This is a genomic window from Paraburkholderia sediminicola, from assembly GCF_046027825.1.
Taxonomy (GTDB): Bacteria; Pseudomonadota; Gammaproteobacteria; order Burkholderiales; family Burkholderiaceae; genus Paraburkholderia; species Paraburkholderia sediminicola_D.
Window position 1 is genome coordinate 15,186 of the sequence record NZ_JAQQDU010000018.1, and the last position, 16,921, is coordinate 32,106.

Annotated in this window: 14 protein-coding genes; 8 read left to right on the top strand and 6 right to left on the bottom strand. The window is 59.5% G+C overall.

The window, feature by feature from the left end; translation table 11 throughout:
- Positions 1-217 precede the first annotated feature (217 nt).
- Positions 218-1,639, bottom strand: a complete 1,422-nt coding sequence (locus PQQ96_RS12465) for a pyridoxal phosphate-dependent decarboxylase family protein (protein WP_408292005.1) — start codon at positions 1,637-1,639, stop codon at positions 218-220.
- 190 nt (positions 1,640-1,829) lie between these two features.
- Here PQQ96_RS12465 and PQQ96_RS12470 point away from each other — a divergent pair, with 190 nt between their 5' ends.
- Positions 1,830-2,201, top strand: a complete 372-nt coding sequence (locus PQQ96_RS12470; protein ID WP_408292007.1) for a VOC family protein — start codon at positions 1,830-1,832, stop codon at positions 2,199-2,201.
- Positions 2,202-2,596: 395 nt separating this feature from the next.
- Positions 2,597-3,763 (top strand): ATP-binding protein, encoded by a 1,167-nt coding sequence (locus PQQ96_RS12475; protein ID WP_408292009.1) that lies wholly within the window; start codon positions 2,597-2,599, stop codon positions 3,761-3,763.
- Between the two features lie 107 nt (positions 3,764-3,870).
- Here PQQ96_RS12475 and PQQ96_RS12480 read toward each other — a convergent pair whose 3' ends face one another.
- The 3 genes from PQQ96_RS12480 to PQQ96_RS12490 form a co-directional block, all read right to left on the bottom strand.
- Entirely contained in the window at positions 3,871-6,420 is a 2,550-nt protein-coding gene (locus PQQ96_RS12480; protein ID WP_408292152.1) for an ATP-binding response regulator, read from the bottom strand.
- Positions 6,421-6,437: 17 nt separating this feature from the next.
- Positions 6,438-7,664: a hypothetical protein gene (locus tag PQQ96_RS12485; protein ID WP_408292011.1), complete on the bottom strand. Its 1,227-nt coding sequence runs from the start codon at positions 7,662-7,664 to the stop codon at positions 6,438-6,440.
- 212 nt (positions 7,665-7,876) lie between these two features.
- Positions 7,877-8,500 carry a TetR/AcrR family transcriptional regulator gene (locus tag PQQ96_RS12490; RefSeq protein ID WP_408292013.1) on the bottom strand — a complete coding sequence of 208 codons (624 nt, stop codon included), beginning with the start codon at positions 8,498-8,500 and terminating at the stop codon, positions 7,877-7,879.
- A 91-nt stretch (positions 8,501-8,591) separates the two neighbouring features.
- On the opposite strand from PQQ96_RS12490, the gene PQQ96_RS12495 reads away from it, so the two are divergent.
- Positions 8,592-9,623 (top strand): MDR family NADP-dependent oxidoreductase, encoded by a 1,032-nt coding sequence (locus PQQ96_RS12495; protein WP_408292014.1) that lies wholly within the window; start codon positions 8,592-8,594, stop codon positions 9,621-9,623.
- Positions 9,624-9,712: 89 nt separating this feature from the next.
- Here PQQ96_RS12495 and PQQ96_RS12500 read toward each other — a convergent pair whose 3' ends face one another.
- Positions 9,713-10,405 carry an NnrU family protein gene (locus tag PQQ96_RS12500; RefSeq protein ID WP_408292016.1) on the bottom strand — a complete coding sequence of 231 codons (693 nt, stop codon included), beginning with the start codon at positions 10,403-10,405 and terminating at the stop codon, positions 9,713-9,715.
- 460 nt (positions 10,406-10,865) lie between these two features.
- Here PQQ96_RS12500 and PQQ96_RS12505 point away from each other — a divergent pair, with 460 nt between their 5' ends.
- A complete protein-coding gene (locus PQQ96_RS12505) occupies positions 10,866-11,957 on the top strand; it encodes a porin (RefSeq protein ID WP_408292018.1) in 1,092 nt (363 codons plus the stop codon).
- A gap of 46 nt (positions 11,958-12,003) precedes the next feature.
- Here PQQ96_RS12505 and PQQ96_RS12510 read toward each other — a convergent pair whose 3' ends face one another.
- Positions 12,004-12,906 (bottom strand): LysR substrate-binding domain-containing protein, encoded by a 903-nt coding sequence (locus tag PQQ96_RS12510; protein ID WP_408292020.1) that lies wholly within the window; start codon positions 12,904-12,906, stop codon positions 12,004-12,006.
- A 101-nt stretch (positions 12,907-13,007) separates the two neighbouring features.
- Here PQQ96_RS12510 and psrA point away from each other — a divergent pair, with 101 nt between their 5' ends.
- The 4 genes from psrA to PQQ96_RS12530 all read left to right on the top strand — a co-directional run bounded on the left by psrA (position 13,008) and on the right by PQQ96_RS12530 (position 16,876).
- Positions 13,008-14,099: an iron-containing alcohol dehydrogenase PsrA gene (psrA, locus tag PQQ96_RS12515; protein ID WP_408292022.1), complete on the top strand. Its 1,092-nt coding sequence runs from the start codon at positions 13,008-13,010 to the stop codon at positions 14,097-14,099.
- Positions 14,100-14,279: 180 nt separating this feature from the next.
- The gene (locus PQQ96_RS12520) at positions 14,280-15,584 is read left to right on the top strand and encodes an MFS transporter (protein WP_408292024.1); all 1,305 of its coding nucleotides are present in this window, start codon (positions 14,280-14,282) and stop codon (positions 15,582-15,584) included.
- Between the two features lie 121 nt (positions 15,585-15,705).
- A complete protein-coding gene (locus tag PQQ96_RS12525) occupies positions 15,706-16,389 on the top strand; it encodes an MgtC/SapB family protein (protein ID WP_408292025.1) in 684 nt (227 codons plus the stop codon).
- A 67-nt stretch (positions 16,390-16,456) separates the two neighbouring features.
- A complete protein-coding gene (locus PQQ96_RS12530) occupies positions 16,457-16,876 on the top strand; it encodes a DUF1801 domain-containing protein (RefSeq protein ID WP_408292154.1) in 420 nt (139 codons plus the stop codon).
- Positions 16,877-16,921 lie beyond the last annotated feature (45 nt).

Sequence of the window (16,921 nt, forward strand, 5' to 3'; positions counted from 1 at the left end):
TACCTGCCACACGGTGTCGGCGGGACGGGGCGGACGGCCTGGCGGAACCCTCGCGCGCTCGAATGTGGACGGTGGGTTCGCCCAGCGCGTCGAAGGGCATTTCCCATCGGAAACGTCCGTCATTGCGGTGACCCGTGCTTCGCTTCTCAGGCCATCTGTCAGCCCCGGTCCAGGCTAATACACGCAAGTCCTGAGTCGTTGGCGTTTCAACGTTCCGTTACGCAGTCCGCTCTCGCAATACCCGTGCTACCACTGCGATTGCACGCGCCACATCCTGCGCATTGGTTTGCCAGTTGCATACCGACACTCGCATACAACGCTTCCCTCGCCATGTCGTGTTGCTGAATAGCGCCTCGCCGCTCACCAGAACGGCACTGGTCACCGCGTCAGTCCATCGGTCGTGGTCGCTCTCTGAGGCTTCCGGCCGCGGATCCAGAAAGCGAACCAGGCCCTGATTGATTTGGGGCTCCCACACCAGTTCGGCGCCGGGAAGCGCGGCGATGCCCATCACGAGGCTATGCGCGGCATCGCAACAGCCATCGATCAAAGCGACGACACCTTGACGGCCCAGTTGTCGCAGCGCGGCATAGGGCGCCACCCCTCGCCCGCGTCTTGACCAGTCCGGATTCCAGTCCTTTTGTTCGCGGACCTGATCGTTGTGCGAGATGTAGCTTGCCTCGTAGGACATCGCGTTGCGATGCGCCTCAGGATGCGCGACGAAGGCAAAACCGCTGTCATACGGCACGTTCAGCCATTTGTGTCCGTCGGTTGCCCACGAATCGGCATGCTCGACGCCGGACAGCAGATGTTGATAACGCGCGCTGACGTTGGCCCACAGGCCGAAAGCACCGTCGACATGAACCCACGCGTTGTAGCGATGCGCGAGCGGAATCAGGTCGGCGAAGCAGTCATACGCACCAATGTTGAGGTCGCCTGCCTGCAGCAAGACAATCGTGGCTGTGTCGGGGGCGTTTTGCAGCGCCTGTTCAAGCATTGCCGCGTCCAGTTGGCCCGCCTGATTGGCCGGCAGTCCTGTCACCGCGCCTGTTCCCATCCCCAGCAAGCGCGCTGCTCGCGTGATGCTGCCGTGAAATTGATCGCTGCTCAGGATGCGGATTTTCGGTGCGCCGAACAGGCCGTCCCGTTCAACCTGCCAACCTCGCCTCGTGAGCAATGCGTTTCGCGCTGCCGCCAGCGCGGTAACGTGCGCCATCTGACAACCGCTCGTCAACGCGAAGCTGGCGTGATCCGGCAAACCAAGCAGATCTTTCAGCCAGTCTCCGCACGCTTCCTCAATGACCGCCACTGCGGGGCCGCATGCATACGATGCTGCGTTTTGATCCCAGGCGCTCGTCAACCAGTCCGCTGCCAGCGCCGCGGGCAACGATCCGCCGATGACCCAACCAAAAAATCGCCCGCCGGCACTCCCCATGATGCCGCCGGCCGTGTCATCGACCAGCTCATCAATCACCTGCTCAGCGGACATGCCCTCGCCGTTGAGCGGCTTCACCAGGCGCTCGCGCAACGTTTGCAGACTCGCGCTGGCTGCAACAGGGCTATGCTCCAGGTGTTCCAGATGTGCCAACGAGTGGTTCAGTGCGTGCTCAAGTGCAGGGCGAAAAGCGGATGAGTCGTTCATTTGCATTTCCAGAGGAGATGAGACGTTCCGAGAACGCGCGTCGTTCCCAGCTTGTGCCACAGGCATCGGCGCGATTACCCGGCATGCGCGAGCGGTGATTCGACATCGGTGTCGAGATCCTCGACAATTCTAAGCCGCTTGCAAGGGTTCGGTTGCCTCAGCCCGGCCGCAATCACTTTCGGAGAATCCAATGTCCGTCTCCATGACGAGATTGATCCTGTATGTCCGCGATGTTGCATTGCTGAAGTCGTTCTATCAGACCCATTTTGGTCTTTCCGTCACGGAAGACATTGAAGGTGACTGGGTTGTACTCAAGGCGGGAGAGGTCGAGATCGCCTTACACCGTGTCGGTGAGCCCTATCGTGACCATCCACCCGGGGCCAACACCTCGAATTCCAAGATCGTTTTCTCGATGCAGTCAGGGTTGCCGGCGTTGCGCGAGAAACTGGTGAATGCCGGTGTCCCGATGCGCAACCTGAAGCGCTATGACGGCTTTGCCCAACTGATGTGTGACGGAGAGGATCCGGAAGGGAACGTATTCCAGCTTTCGCAAGCAGACTGACGTCGCTGCATAGCGGGCGCAGTTCGGCCGAAATGAAGTGCTTGCCCGGCAGCGTCCACATTGAATTTTTCAGTTCGTTTCGCAGACTTTGAGCTTCGTCAGTAACATCCTGATTATATGGAAAATTGCTGCGCGAATAGATGTAATCCTCCTGTTCTGCCGTCGGCGTTTTACTAACCTTGAATGGTAGAATAAATTCGTGCTTTGCTTACCAATGAGCTCGCTTACTGTCGACATGTAGCTCAGCGGAGGCGCACCTGTGAGCGGCTGCGACGCCGTCACAGCAATAGCAGAAGACCTGACAGTCCATCCAGTTAGCATAAAAGGAATCCGTGGATTGATGCGCAGTCCCGTAACGGAACACGTTCGGCCTGCCGCGACCTGCTGGGAACACGATGAGTGACACGATGCAACCGCCGTTTTCCGTTCTCTTCGTCGATGACGACGAGATGTCGCGTAACCACTTCGCACGTGCAATCCGTGAGGACTACTGTGTGCATGTGGCGCATAGCGCAGACGCGGCGATTGCCGTGCTCAGCGAGTACGGGCCAGAGATTGCCGTACTGGTGACCGATTTCCGTATGCCGGGGCGCGATGGCGATGATCTGCTGCGCCAGGTGGCGCAGGAGTATCCGCAAATCGTGCGCATACTGGTGACCGCCTACGCCGACAAGGACATGCTGTTGCAGACGGTCAACACCGGCGACATATTCCGTATCCTGGAGAAGCCGCTTCGGACGGAATCGGTGCGCGAGGTCCTGAAACTGGCGACCGCACGCTATACCGAGCGGGAAGCGCGTCAACAACAGTTATTGGCGATGGATGAGACGCTTGCTTTCCTCGCTCACGAACTCAATACGCCACTGGCAGCGATCTCGCTTTTTGCGCGTTCCGTCGAGTCCGACGTTGCTGAGCAATACGATCCGGAGCGCCAAAAGGAAATTGGCCACGCCGCAACGTCCATGCTTAACAACGCGCAGTACTGCCTGACGCTGATCTCGTCGTTCTGGGCGACGGTGCACAAAAGTGGCGGCCAGCAGTCTGCATCGAGCAGTGGACTTCGCGAGGTCAAGGCGACACGATTGATCGCTACCTTGCTCGATACCTATCCGTTTAAGGGTTTGCAGCGCGATTGGATACAGGTCGACGTGCAAGGGGATTTTGTTGTGCGCGCAATGCCCAATTGCGTGGCGCTCGTCCTCTCCTCGTTGTTGTCCAACGCCTTGCGTGCGCTCGACGGTTCAACCGCCCCTTCGTTGCACCTCGAAGTGGCAGGTGGCCCCGAACCGGAGATCCGTGTTCGCGACAACGGGCCGGGGATTGCACCGGAGATAAAAGCGCGTTTATTGCTCGATCCGGTCACGACTCACGCCGGGGCCGGCGGGCACGGTATGGGCATGATCTTCTGCAATCGCATCATGCAATCTTTTGGTGGGCGCCTCCGGATAGATTCCGCATTGGGTGATGGCACCACAGTAACGATGGGTTTTCCCAGTTTAAAAAGTCGAATGCACACCGATCACGACAAGGCGTCGCCCGACAGTCAGATGGTGTGGAAATGAGATCGAAATCTTCTCATTGACCGGGAATGCATCCGGCATGAGCGAAGGGTGCTTTTCCAGTAGCCATTTGAGTCTTGTCGACGAACCCGCATGATGCTCGTGGGCTATCAATCGTTCAGAACGTCCCGATGATCGCGGCTCGCTTTGTCAGAAGCGAAATAGGTCTGCAGCGCGTCGGCTGAACGGCTGCCCAGTGTACAAATTCGCGCAAGCCAGTCGGGCTCCGAAGGCCATGCGCCTTCAACTATCCGCGGATAAATCTGCCTCGCGAACTGATGCAAAGCTTTTGCTCCGATATTGCCGCTGATCCCAAGGAGGAGGTGCAATTCTCCGTGCAGCGATTTGAGGTCAAGGGCTGCTGCGCTGATAGGGAGTCGCGCCACAAGCGAGCGAATCTGCTCAATGCCATTCAGGAACGATTGGTCCAACAGATCAAGCGCCGCGAGTTCTTCGAGGTGTTTCTCGTCGAGCAGACCACCCTCCTCAATTGTCGAAAGCTTGCCGATAGGTTTAGCCGGCGTTTGTGATAGATCTGCTTCCGCCGGCGCATTCAATACGCCACGTTGCTGGGAAAACTGTCTTGCAAGACCGGCATAAAGAGAACCAACCTGCACAGGTTTCACCATAATCTCGTTCATGCCCGCATCCAGGCATGCCTGTACAGCACCGATATCGGACTGGCTGGTCAAGGCAATGATCGGCACGTGGGCGTACGAGTCGGTGCGGGCGCGAATTAACGCGGTTGTTTCCACGCCGCCCATTCCGGGCATATTCATATCGAGGACGATGGCATCAACGGTATCGTCCTCCTGTAGCTGAGCCAGTACGGCCTGCCCGTGTTCGGCTTCGACAACGTTCGCGCCGAATCGCTCCAGATAGGCTTTGGTAACCAGCCTGCTGTAGGTGTCGTCGTCCGCCACCAGGATCAATTTGCCGGCGAACCCGTCGAATCGCTGGCTCAGATGGTGCCGATTGCCGTTTTCGAAGAGCGTCTGGAGCGAGGTGATCAATTCCACCACGTTCGAGGACTTTCTGATGATGTCGTCCATGCCGGCTCGTCTGGCGAGCACGCGTACCACATTGCCCGGCTCTGCCGTGTAGGCGGCGATCAGAACATTCCAGTTCGGGTATTCACGATCGGCACGAATTTTCTCGGTGGTCGTGTAGCCATCGAGAATCGGCATATTGACGTCCATCAATACGAGGTCGTAGAGAGAGGACTGACGGAGCATGGTCAACGCGATCTCCCCGTTTTCCGCCTCGCTTACCTGTGCGCCCACTTTCAAAAACGCGCGACGGGTTGCCGCCCGCTGACCGGCGTCGTCGTCGACGAGGAGGATGTGCTTCCCGTTGAAGATTGGAATGGCACGTTCAAAAATCGTGCGCTCGTGATCGGCGACTTCGCTCTCCGATACGCCTGGAAATTGCAGCGTGAATTGCGTGAATTTTCCAACTTCCGACCGGCAGCTAATGGTGCCGCCGAATGCGCGCATCGCGCGCTGGCAGTAGGCTAGGCCTAGCCCCGTTCCCGCCGCATCTCCTGCGGTACGGAACGGCTCAAACAGATGCGGCAGAATCTCGGGTGAAATGCCGGGGCCTGTATCACGAACGATAACCGACTGCCGGTCGACCGTGAGTGTGAGCGTTGCTGAAGGATGCGTGACAATGTGATGGAGCGCGTTCTTGATCAGATTGAACAGGGTGAACAGATAGACGGTTTCGTCGACCTTGAACGTGAAATCTTCCAGCACCATGAGCCTGACCTTACTGCGCTCCTTTTTATCACCGAAGCCATACTCGTCCAATGCTTTACGTGTGGTAACCGCCGCACTCAGATACGTGAGGAAGTCTGAGCGGATGGGCTTTGCGCTGACCTCGTCCAGTGTCATCGCGATGATGCGCAGGCCTCGCTCAATGGACAATTGACCGTGGGCGAGATGGCGATAGAGCAGTGCCGCACTGTCCTGCGACAACGCCGGCGCCCGGTTGGATTCTGCTGTCGCGGGCAGCGCTTCTTCCACGCGATCCAGAACGTGCTTCAGCTGGCTAAGGGGATTCCGCATTTCATGGGCGATCGAGCCCGCGAGCGCCTTTAATGCCCGGTTCTTTTCAACAAAGATGCGTCCTTTGCTGATTGCATAACTGAAAGCCATACTGCACAACACGACAACCGGCAGCAAGGCGAGATCCGACTGATTGGCCGGGCTTAAAACGATCGGCACAGGCGAGGTGATCACCGCAGCCAGACTGCCGGAAAGTACGCCAATGCCTATGCAGGTCAGTAGCAACAATGGGTTATCGATGCACAGCGCCATAATGAAGATCATCATGACTTCGGTCATCATCCACATGGTGGAGAATGAATTTCTGATCGCGAGGAACGTACAGACGAACGGCAATACGTAGATCAGGCAGCAATGCCAATAGATCAGCAGGAGGCGGTTAAACCGCTGTGGCCAACGCGCCTGAAAAATCAATGGAATGCAGACGGCTGCCGCACTCAATCGAAGGAACAGGCTGTCGTACGGCTGTGGCAGGACATAAGTCCAGACGACGTAGTAAATGGGGTGGCACAGGAGGCCGAGTGCGCCCCCCCATCGAATTGCAAGCCGGCTTCGTTCCAGCATATCCCGCATGCTCTCGCGCGGTATCACCATCTGGCCTCCAATGCCGTTCACGACCCTATCAGTTCATGCTTGCCACGATGCTGGGCGTCCGGGGTGATCGCCGATCCGTTTTTACCGTGGAAAGGTCCGACCGAAAACCCGTACTTCTTCAGAAGACCGTGAGTATATGAAACGGACCACACGGGCGGGCTACCGACGATGAAATCGGAAGCGATGCCTTCCTGCCAGGCTGCGTAGCCTTCGGCGAAACAGGTGTAGCAATCGCGGGTGGTCGGCAGTCTGAACGGGAACACGGTGTTGAGTCCGGCAGGACCACGTGCGAAGCATTCAATATATAGCGTATGAGCCCGTGACGCGAGTTCAGCTTCGACGCTTGCTGCCCGGGGATGGGAGTCGTCAATCCAGAACTGTGCCCGTTTGAGGTCAGAAGCGGTGAGGTAGGGAACACTCGTGCTGCTGGCGAGGATTGCACCATCGAACTTCGGCAGTGGGGTGTCCGGGCTGAAGGTGTGCACGGACACCCGGGTGCGTCTCATCAGATCCGCTGCCATCAGTTCCCGGGCTTGCTCCGTGAGCAGGTTCACCTTGTCCGGCAAATCGATCAGAACAAGCTCTTTCGGCGCATCTTTGTAGAGCAGGTATTTAGCGACCGTCGTGCCGAGCCGTCCGGCTGCGCCAAATAAGGCGAGCTTCGTCCTGCCGAATTCGAGGTCGAGTTCATTGCAGCAGTGAATAGCCCAGTCTTTCAGCATCGCGGCGGTAGCCGCATGACCCGTTGTGATATGAGGCGGCTTGGTATGACGCGGGAGCGCGCCATAGTTGCAGGCATAAGGCGTGGAGGCGCCCATTGCCACCATGTTCAATCCCGCCTGCCTTGCCAGTTCAAGCGCCGGGAAAAATTGCGTCTCGCGAAACCGCTTGATACCACGTGGACTTCCGAGCCATAACTCAAGGGGAACCGGACACGCGATATTGGCCCCTATGATTTGCGATCCGGAATAGATAGGCGATGCAATGAAAGGTCTTGTTTTCCAAAGCTCCTCCTCGAATGACGCGTTTCTGTGTTTTACATTGTGAAATGAAAATGAAAGCGTATCCCAATCCGTAGCGTGAAATAAAAAACCAATGCCGCCTTGATTGGCGGGCAAATTGTCCCGTATTTCTTCGGGATGAATGGTGTGTTTGAGCGCCAAAGGCGCACTATCGGAGTGCGGACCAAGCGTGCCGTGACCGTCGCAATCGGTCGATATTTCCTTATGAAGAGACGTTCGCATTTGTTTTTCCTTAGGTTGACCTTACGCCGAATGGCCAGCGCAGCGTCGCCAGTCAGGATTGACCGACGATTCTTCAACTCTAGAGATTTCCGGTACTGTTTGTCCGTGTGTTCGTTCGCATCACGGAGAGTTACGCTTAATCTCCCTTTCACGGACGGGGCCAAGACGCGCCAACCGCGGCGGTGACGGCGCCGACAAGACACACGGCAGAGCTAGTACTGGCTGAGCAAATACGCGGTAATCATCCCCACAAGCTCTCGCTTCAGGATTGGCGTTCCTAAGGTGCCCCTGTGTGCGGCGTCGTGAATGACGCCCGCAACGGCAGAGGAAAGGACCTGTGCGGCCACGGCAACCGATTCGCGGCCACGGCGGTTCCCGGACGAAGCGACCAGCGCCGTGTAGCGTCGGAGATACTCTGTCCCGAACGTATCGTGAGCGGACTTCAAACCTTCAATGTGGGGCGCCTCCTCAAGCAGCACGCGATGGAGTGCCGGGTTGATGCTATGGACTCCGATCATGCCGCGGACCAGTTGCTCGACGCGCAGTGCGATGGGCATTGTCTCGTCGTCGATCGCGTGTAGTACCGCGAGAACCTCGTCGAAATGACGAGTCGTGATGGCCTCTACCAACACGCCCTTGTTTGGAAAGTACTGGTACAGCGACCCAATGCTCACGCCGGCGGCCTCGGCGACCTCGTTGGTCGTGAATCGAGCCCAGCCCCGGTGCCCCAAAAGCTGAGCGCCTGCCGTGAGAATAGCCTCGACCGTGGCGCGCGAACGCGCTTGCCGCGGGGCTTTGCGCATGGTTAAGGCGCGCGCGGGAATGCGAGTAGCCAAATCGTTGTCCTCAAGTGAATATGAGCCAATTGCTCACATTATCACGCGCGCTTGATTCAACGAAGCACGCCCATCTCTCGAGGACGCTCAGATGAGCGCGATACCTGACACCTGCCGCGAAGTTCGACTAAAGGCCAGACCCGATGGCCTGCCCAGCGCCGACAACTTCGAAATCGTCACGGTTCCGTTGCCAATACCAGCGGATGGCGAGGCGCTTGTTCGCAATCGCTACTTCCTCGTATCGGCCTCGCTGCGCATGATGATCAGCAAAGGGGCCGAAGATGTGGAAGGCGTGCCGTTTCCGGCGCTGCGCGAGGGCGAGACCCTCGCGGGCGAAGCGTTCGGTGAGATCGTCTCAGCACCCGCAGGCAGCGGGTTGTCCCCGGGTGATCTGGTCCTGCACTTTCGGGGCTGGCGCGAATACGCGACGGTGCCCATCGCACAGTGCCGGCCCGTAGAGCCTGGATTGCCTGACCCGGTCGCGTATCTGGGGCATGGATGGACGGCTTATGCAGCGCTCACGCGCGGCGTGCAGATCCGGGCTGGCGACACCGTATTCATTTCCAGTGCGGCGGGCGCGATCGGCTCAATGGCCGGACAGATCGCGCGATTGCTCGGCGCGGACCGCGTTATCGGCAGCACCAGCTCCAAAGAAAAGGCTGCCCGCCTCGTGTCCGAGTTGGGGTATGACGCGGCGGTGTTCCGCGGGGCCACGCCGATCGTCGAGCAACTCGTCGAGGCGGCCCCCCAAGGCATCGACGTCTTTATCGATAACGTCGGAGGCGAGCAGTTGGCGGCGGCCATTGCCACCGCGCGCGTCGGGGCACGCGTCGTGATTCTCGGCGCGCTGTCGGGGCAATTGGCGACCCGCGGTCCGGGCCGAACCGCGCCGGTCGAGCTGGATTCCATCCAGCTTCTTCTGAAGAAGATTACGTTGCGCGGTTACAGTGCCGACGATGATCCTCACGTGCATGCAGAGTGGATCGACCAGTTCGCCCAGTGGCTAGGAGCGGGCAGCATTCGCTTTCCGCACGAAATCATTGCGGGACTCGACCATGCGCCTCACGCCCTGGCGCGAGTGATCAGCGGGGAATACTTTGGGACGGTCGTCGTGAAGCCGTAGGCCTGAGCGTGCGGTGGCGGGCTTTGCGATGCTCCGTGTTTATGCATTATGAATAAATGCGTCATGCAGGGCACGAGCCCCGGTTGCGGCTACAGCCAGCGCCAGATGCCCGCAGCCCAGCCGGCGAGTGGCATATGAGCCCAGGTCGCCACGAGCCAGACGACGAGGCCACCCAACAGCGCGTGCAAGCCGAATCCGCCCAGCCGCGCACGGCCAGCGGCGATCGCCGCGAACGGCAGGTAGCTCGTCTTCGATTCCCATTCGGGCCAGAGATCGGGCTGGAGTTGCTCCTTCTTCCGGTCCTGCAATGCGGAGCCGACGAGTGCGAGGAGGACGATAGCCGCTGCGAGGACGATGTTCTTGGCCACCGGGAACACCGCGATGTGGCATAACCCCCAAAGTGCGAACGACCACATCATCGGGTGCCGCGTCACCGCGAACGCGCCGCGCGCCGTTTCCGGGAATGTGGCGGGCCGGCCGCCGGTGGGAAGCGCTGGGTTGCGGATCAGAGAGCCCATCAGGAGGATCGACGCGATCAGCATGACCACGGTCGCAATTGCCCAGAGCCCATTTCCTACCGGCCATAGCGGTGCGGTCAGGGGCGCCTTCCGATAGGCCACGATCAGCCAGCCGAGTGTCAGGAACGCAACCAGCGAATAGACACCCTGGAACCCGGCTTCGCCAATTGCGCGGACCAAACGGCTGCGCAACGGATGGGACAAGAGAAAGTGACTGCCGACGAAGGCGACTGCCGCCGCCGCAACTGCGCTGGTGCTTCCCATTGGCCTGGCTCCTGAAGTGATATCGTTGGCTGACCGTATTACCCTCATTCGCAAAGATGCGTGGCCGGACGGGTTCGGCGCTGCCGGCATAGACCAAACTTCGGCGCCGAAGAGGGCTTCATTTGGACATGTCGTCATGGCAATGAAAGCCGCCATGGAGGGGTGCGACATTGCCCTTGTTCCATATTCCGTACCGAAGAGTACTACTTCGTGTGCCGCAACAGCCAAACCGCCGCTTTGTCGCGCGGTGGCATCATGCAAAGACGCGGCGAATAACGCAACGTAGCCTTAGTCGGACATTCCTGAGCGTCGCCTCAACCGTCAAGCAATCTGCCCCATATAGACCCGATGATTCACTGGAAAATGCAGTAAGTTAATCAGTGTCGTTCGTGCCTTGAAAGAGATACGGCAAGCAGCGCCGTTCTTTGGAAAAGAAACCGTCAAAAAAGCGGAGACGCGGATGAAAACTAAGCTGTCGTACACCGTATTGGCCATGCTTGGGAACGCGGCATTGCCCGCGCATGCGCAAAGCAGCGTGACGATCTATGGCTTGCTCGACGTCGGGCTGACCTATGTCAGCAACCAGAACGGCCACAGCAATCTGCGGACGGACGACGGCATCAACCGTCCGACGCTGCTAGGCTTTCGCGGCGTGGAAGATCTTGGCGGAGGGAACCGGGCGGTATTCGAATTGACGACCCAGTTCTCCATCGACAACGGCAGTCTTTTACACGGCCAGAGCCTGTTTTCCCGTACGGCGTACGTGGGGCTGGACAGTGACCATCTGGGCCGTCTGACGCTCGGCAATCAGTACGATTTCATGACCGATTCGTTGTTCTCTGGCGGCAACGATCCCGCGGCGGACGCGGGGCACCTATATGGCTTTCGCGCAGGGCCGTTCACCAAACTGGGCATTCCAGACAACCCAACCGGCGACTTCGACTGGGACCGGATGGCGGCCGAGCGGATCGCCAATTCCGTCAAGTACCTGAGCCCGACGTACGCGGGATGGAGCTTCGGCGCGATGTACGGCTTTGGCAATGTGGCGGGTTCGATTGGAACGGGGAATTCAAGCAGTTTCGGCTTGAACTATGTCGGTGCGGCGTTCGGCTTCAATGCCGCTTACACCGATGTCAAATACGTCACGGCAATCGGCGAAATCGGCATTCGCAACTGGGGCATCGGCGCCCACTACAACTGGGAGGGGTTCATCTTCAACGGTATCGTCACAACGGTGCGCAACACGGTCGAGGGTGGGGCGATCGCGGAGACTTCCGGCGGCGTGGTCTACTACTTACGCCCTGACTGGAGCGTGGGCGCAGCCTATATGTACATGAAGGGTAACGATGTGCTGAATAACAATCACGCGCATCAGATCTCCGCGATCCTTGATCATGCGCTATCGAAGCGCACCTCCGTGTATCTGATGTCGGTCTATCAGCGCACCAACGCCGGTGCACAGGCTTTGGTCAATGGGCTTAACGACCCGAACGACTCGTCAAGCGGTCCCAATCAGTTGCTCGTGCGCGTGGGCCTCCATACGCTGTTCTGACCTACGGAAGTTCGGCATCGGGCCAGACGCGGCCATGCTCGGCCATCTACCGCGCCTGGCTCGGGGCGGCCTCGGCGCCTTTTTCGATCAATACCTGATTGACCACCTCGAGGAAAGCCTGCACGAGCCGCGCGGCTTTACGCTCGGCGAGGCAGGCGACGTGCGCGTGAGTCAGCACTTGCTCGCCCTGGATCGTCAGCTTGCGCAGTCGCGAGTCGTCGACATGTTCGCGCTCCGAGACTGCCGCTACGCCGAGCCCAAATATGACCGCTTCGCGCACGGCCTCACGGCTGCCCACTTCCAGCGCAAAGTTTGGTTCGATGCCGTGCCGGCGTAGTGCGTCTTCCAGTGCCTTGCGGGTGGTGGAACCCGGCTCGCGCATGATCATCGGCTCGTTGCGGAGCTCTTCCAGACGGACGCTGCGCCGGCGCGCCAGCCGATGCGTCGCTGGAACGATGATGACCAGCGGGTGCTGACGATAGGGCACGTAATGAAGCAGGGGGTTTTCGCCGTATTGCGCCAGCACCGCGACGTCCGTTTCATACGACAACAGGCCGCGCACGGTTTCCTCCGAGTTGCCGAGCCGGATCGATACGCGCAATCCCGGGTAGCGAAGATGGAACGCCGCGACAATTTCCATTGCATGGAGCGGCCCGACCGCGCCCACGTGGATGATTCCGGTGCTCAGACCCGCCGATTCCTTCAGAAAGTCGATTGCCTCCTGTTCGTTACCGAACATCCGCTGGGCAATCGCAAACAGGGTTTCCCCAGCCGCGGACAGGATGATCCGACGGCCGCTGCGATGAAACAGCTCCACCCCGTAGCTCTCCTCCAGATCCCGCACCTGCGTTGTAACCGTCGGCTGGCTGACGTGCAACGCCCGCGCGGCGGCCGTCACGCTGCCATGTTTGCCCACGGCGTAAAACGAGCGCAATTGAGTGAGTCGCATAGATTGGTTGAATACATCGACAGAAATATTTGTATTTTTACTATACATCGATGTTTCCCATAATTCATCCGTAACGAACACCCATCAAACGAGGGGAGACGATGAACGGTGTCTTTTGGAATCCTGTAGAGGTGAATTTTGGGCCCGGTTGTATCGAGCGGCTGCCTGAGATTCTTAACGGCCGCCGCGCCGTGGTCGTGACATTCGCGGAGGCGGCGCAGATCGGGCTCGTGCAACGTGTGCGGGAGTTGTGCGGCGACAGCGTGGTTGCAGTGATCGACGACGTCCAGCCGAATCCGGACGTCACCCATCTCGCCGGTTTGTACCGCGATTTCTGGCGAAAGCACGAGGATTGCCCGGTCGTGGTCGCGATCGGCGGCGGCAGCGTGCTCGACACGGCGAAAGCGCTGATGGTCGGAACGGCGAGCGGTGATTTCGCTGAACTGCTGACCTTGCTCGACACGGGCAAGCCGTTCACCCCGCCGCGCGTGAAGTCGCTCATCACCGTGCCGACTACCGCTGGCACGGGTAGCGAAGTGACACCGTGGGCGACGATCTGGGACCGCACGATCAAGCAGCGCAAGTATTCGCTGCAGCTCCCGCAGACGTGGCCGGAGGCCGCGATCGTCGATCCGGACCTCACGCTGTCGCTGCCGCACTCGGTCACCGTGCAGAGTGGTCTCGATGCGCTATCGCATGCGCTCGAAGCGATCTGGAACGTCAATGCGAACCCGATCTCCGACGAATTCGCCGTGTCGGCCGCGCGCGACATGCTGGCCACGCTGCCGGAACTCGTCGTGAATCTGCAGGACCGGACGCTACGCGAACGGGCTTCGCTCGCAGCGCTCAAGGCGGGGCTCGCGTTTTCGAACACCAAGACCGCACTGGCCCATTCCATTTCGTATGAGATGACGATCCATCACGGTCTGCCCCATGGCATCGCGTGTTCGTTCACGCTGCCGATGGTGCTGGATCTCGCGCTTGGAAAAAATGCTGCGCGTGACGCCGTGCTCGCGAAAGTCTTTCCGTGCCCGCTGGCTGATGCGCGGGATTACCTGACCGATTTCCTCGAAGCGCTCGGTGTGCAAACGTCGTTCTCGAGCTACGGCGTCAGTGTCGAGGAATCGGACCGGATGATCGCGCACGCATTGAGCGGACCGCGCGGCCGCAATTTCATCGCAGCGGCGGCCTGACGTTCTGGCGGCAGCGAGGCAACGGGATCAGCATCACCGAACGGTGATAGAGGAGGAAAAGACACATCCGGTATCGCACCGGCGTATCTTGCAGCACAACAAAAGCCGCATGAACGGCAAGTGCCGAGGCAGCGGGCGTCAGATGACGTCACGGGCCCGGCAACTATCAGGAGACAAGCAATGGAAGCAGTGGATATTGCAGGAGGCGCTGCGGCTCACGTCGACGCCAGGTCTGTGAAGTCGGTTGCCCTCGCCAGTCTGATCGGCACAACCGTCGAGTGGTACGACTTTTTCCTCTACGGCACGATCACCGGGCTCGTATTCGACAAGCTTTTCTTTCCGACGGGGAACGCTTTCGTTTCCACCATGCTGGCCTATACGGTGTACGCAGTCGGCTTTGTCACCCGGCCGCTCGGCGGTGTGATCTTCGGCCATTTCGGTGATCGCTTCGGACGCAAGCCATTGCTGGTGCTCACGCTTTCCATCATGGGCGTATCCACCTTCCTGATCGGCGTGCTGCCCACCTACGCGTCGATCGGCATCTGGGCGCCGGCCTGTTTGCTCGTATTGCGACTGCTGCAGGGCATTGGCCTGGGTGGCGAGTGGGGCGGCGCGGTGTTGATGGCGTTCGAGTATGCGCCTCGCAAACATCGCGGCCTGTACGCATCCTATCCACAGATCGGGCTCGCAATCGGCCTGTGCCTGAGCAGCGGCGTGGTGGCCGCGCTGACGACCTGGCTGACTCCTGAAGCCTTCCTGCAATGGGGCTGGCGCGCCGCGTTCATGGCCAGCATCCTGCTCGTCGCTGTGGGCATGTTTATCCGGTTGCGCATCGTCGAAACACCCGCGTTCGCGAAGATTCGCGACACGCATGCGGTCGCGAAAGTACCGGCGCGCGAGGTATTCACCGATTACCGCAGGAACGTGTTCCTGGGTTGGGGGGCGCGTTACATCGACGGTGTGATTTTCAACATCTATGCAGTATTCGCGCTGAGTTACCTGATCGGCATCCATCACTATGCGAAGTCGGCGATCCTCGTGGCCGTCACGCTCGCCGCACTGGTGCTGATGTTCATGATTCCCATCGCGTCGCGCCTGTCGGACCGGATCGGCCGCCGCAAGGTGTTCGGCTGGGGTGCGCTGGCCTGCGGCCTGAGTGCGTGGCCAGCCCTTGCAGTCTTTCATTACTCGACCAGTCTCACCGCCGTGACCGCCACCATCGTGATCGTGTTCGGTGTGATCTACGCGTTCGTCTACGGGCCCGAGGCGGCGCTGTTCTGCGAACTGTTCGATACGCGGGTGCGCTATAGCGGCATCTCGATCGTGTACCAGGTGTCGGGCATTGTCTCCAGCTCGATCACCCCGCTCGTCGCAACGGCGCTTCTGCACTACGGCAACCTGCAGCCGTGGTGGATTGCGCTCTATATCGCATGTGTGGGACTGCTCAGCGCTGTCTGCACGTACTGCATCCGGCGCACGTTCTGAACATCGATTCGGGGCTGGGCCATAAAGAAGGTGTCCAGGAAGCGATGAAGAGTTTCACGAACGTGAAGACCTTTACCCTGCCTTGGGGCTGACTGGTGGTTGACAACAGGAGGAGAACGCGATGCCGGGCAATATCGAACTGATCGCAAGGCTGCTCTTTGCCGCGGTGCTAGGTGGCGTCATCGGCTACGAGCGCGAGCGGTTTGCGTTTCCGGCCGGATTGCGCACCCATATGCTGGTGTGCGTGGCGTCCTCGCTGGTGATGATCGTCTCGGCGTTCGGTTTCGAGGACACCCGCTCGATGCCGAACGTCGCCCTCGATCCATCACGTGTCGCGGCGCAGGTCGTGTCGGGAATCGGCTTTCTCGGCGCTGGCGCAATCCTGCTGCGCGGCGAGGTGGTGCGCGGGCTGACGACGGCGGCGAGTGTCTGGGCCGTCGCGGGCATCGGGCTCGCGGCAGGTGGTGGACTCTACGTGCTGGCGTTGGCGGCAACAGTGATCATTCTGACGACACTCACGTGGGTTAAACCTGTCGCGCGTCAGTTGCGGATGAAAGGGAAGTTGCGTCGGGCGCTGCGCCTTCAGGTGGATCGGGGGGCGATTACGCTGCCGGTGCTCTGTCGCCTGTTCGGCGAGGACGGTCCGCGGCTCAGGCACATCAGTGTTCATCCGGACGACGACGAACAGCGGGACTTCGTCACGATTTCACTGTCGCGTATGTCGACGGACGAATTCGTTGCTTATCGCAACATGCTTTGCGAGCTGATTGGTGTGCGTGAGGTCGAGGAGATTGAAATGCACTAACATGGAGTCGCTGCATTCCTATGGTGGTCGTATAAAACGGGACCCGAATTCGATGCCTAACGATCCAATCAATCCGTCAGAACGCATTGACCAACTGATCGCAGAAATCACAGACTGGCGTGGCAAGACGTTTGCCAGCATCCGCAAGAGCATCCTTGAGGCCGACCCGGCGATCATCGAGGAATGGAAGTGGATGGGAAGCCCGGTGTGGTCTCGCGACGGAATGATCGCGGTCGCCAACGCCCACAAAGGGAAGGTGAAGCTTACCTTTGCCCACGGAGCGCACCTCGCCGATCCTGACAAGCTGTTCAACGCGGGCCTCGAAGGCAACGCGAGGCGGGCGATCGACTTTTTCGAGGACGATAAGATCAATGCGCGTGCGCTAAAAGCTCTCGTCCGCGCCGCGATTGATTTCAATCTGAGCAAATTGAAGAAGAATGCGCCTGCGAGTACGCGAGCGAAAGTACCCAAAAGCAAAGAGGCATGAAGCGATAGCTCTTTTTCGCGTGTGTCTCGCTCACCCGAGTCCGCC

Coding starts and splice junctions, on each gene's coding strand:
- PQQ96_RS12465 (WP_408292005.1), bottom strand. CDS start 1,639: ATGAACGACTCATCCGCTTTTCGCCCTGCACTTGAGCACGCACTGAAC.
- PQQ96_RS12470 (WP_408292007.1), top strand. CDS start 1,830: ATGTCCGTCTCCATGACGAGATTGATCCTGTATGTCCGCGATGTTGCA.
- PQQ96_RS12475 (WP_408292009.1), top strand. CDS start 2,597: ATGAGTGACACGATGCAACCGCCGTTTTCCGTTCTCTTCGTCGATGAC.
- PQQ96_RS12480 (WP_408292152.1), bottom strand. CDS start 6,420: ATGGTGATACCGCGCGAGAGCATGCGGGATATGCTGGAACGAAGCCGG.
- PQQ96_RS12485 (WP_408292011.1), bottom strand. CDS start 7,664: ATGCGAACGTCTCTTCATAAGGAAATATCGACCGATTGCGACGGTCAC.
- PQQ96_RS12495 (WP_408292014.1), top strand. CDS start 8,592: ATGAGCGCGATACCTGACACCTGCCGCGAAGTTCGACTAAAGGCCAGA.
- PQQ96_RS12500 (WP_408292016.1), bottom strand. CDS start 10,405: ATGGGAAGCACCAGCGCAGTTGCGGCGGCGGCAGTCGCCTTCGTCGGC.
- PQQ96_RS12505 (WP_408292018.1), top strand. CDS start 10,866: ATGAAAACTAAGCTGTCGTACACCGTATTGGCCATGCTTGGGAACGCG.
- PQQ96_RS12510 (WP_408292020.1), bottom strand. CDS start 12,906: ATGCGACTCACTCAATTGCGCTCGTTTTACGCCGTGGGCAAACATGGC.
- psrA (WP_408292022.1), top strand. CDS start 13,008: ATGAACGGTGTCTTTTGGAATCCTGTAGAGGTGAATTTTGGGCCCGGT.
- PQQ96_RS12520 (WP_408292024.1), top strand. CDS start 14,280: ATGGAAGCAGTGGATATTGCAGGAGGCGCTGCGGCTCACGTCGACGCC.
- PQQ96_RS12525 (WP_408292025.1), top strand. CDS start 15,706: ATGCCGGGCAATATCGAACTGATCGCAAGGCTGCTCTTTGCCGCGGTG.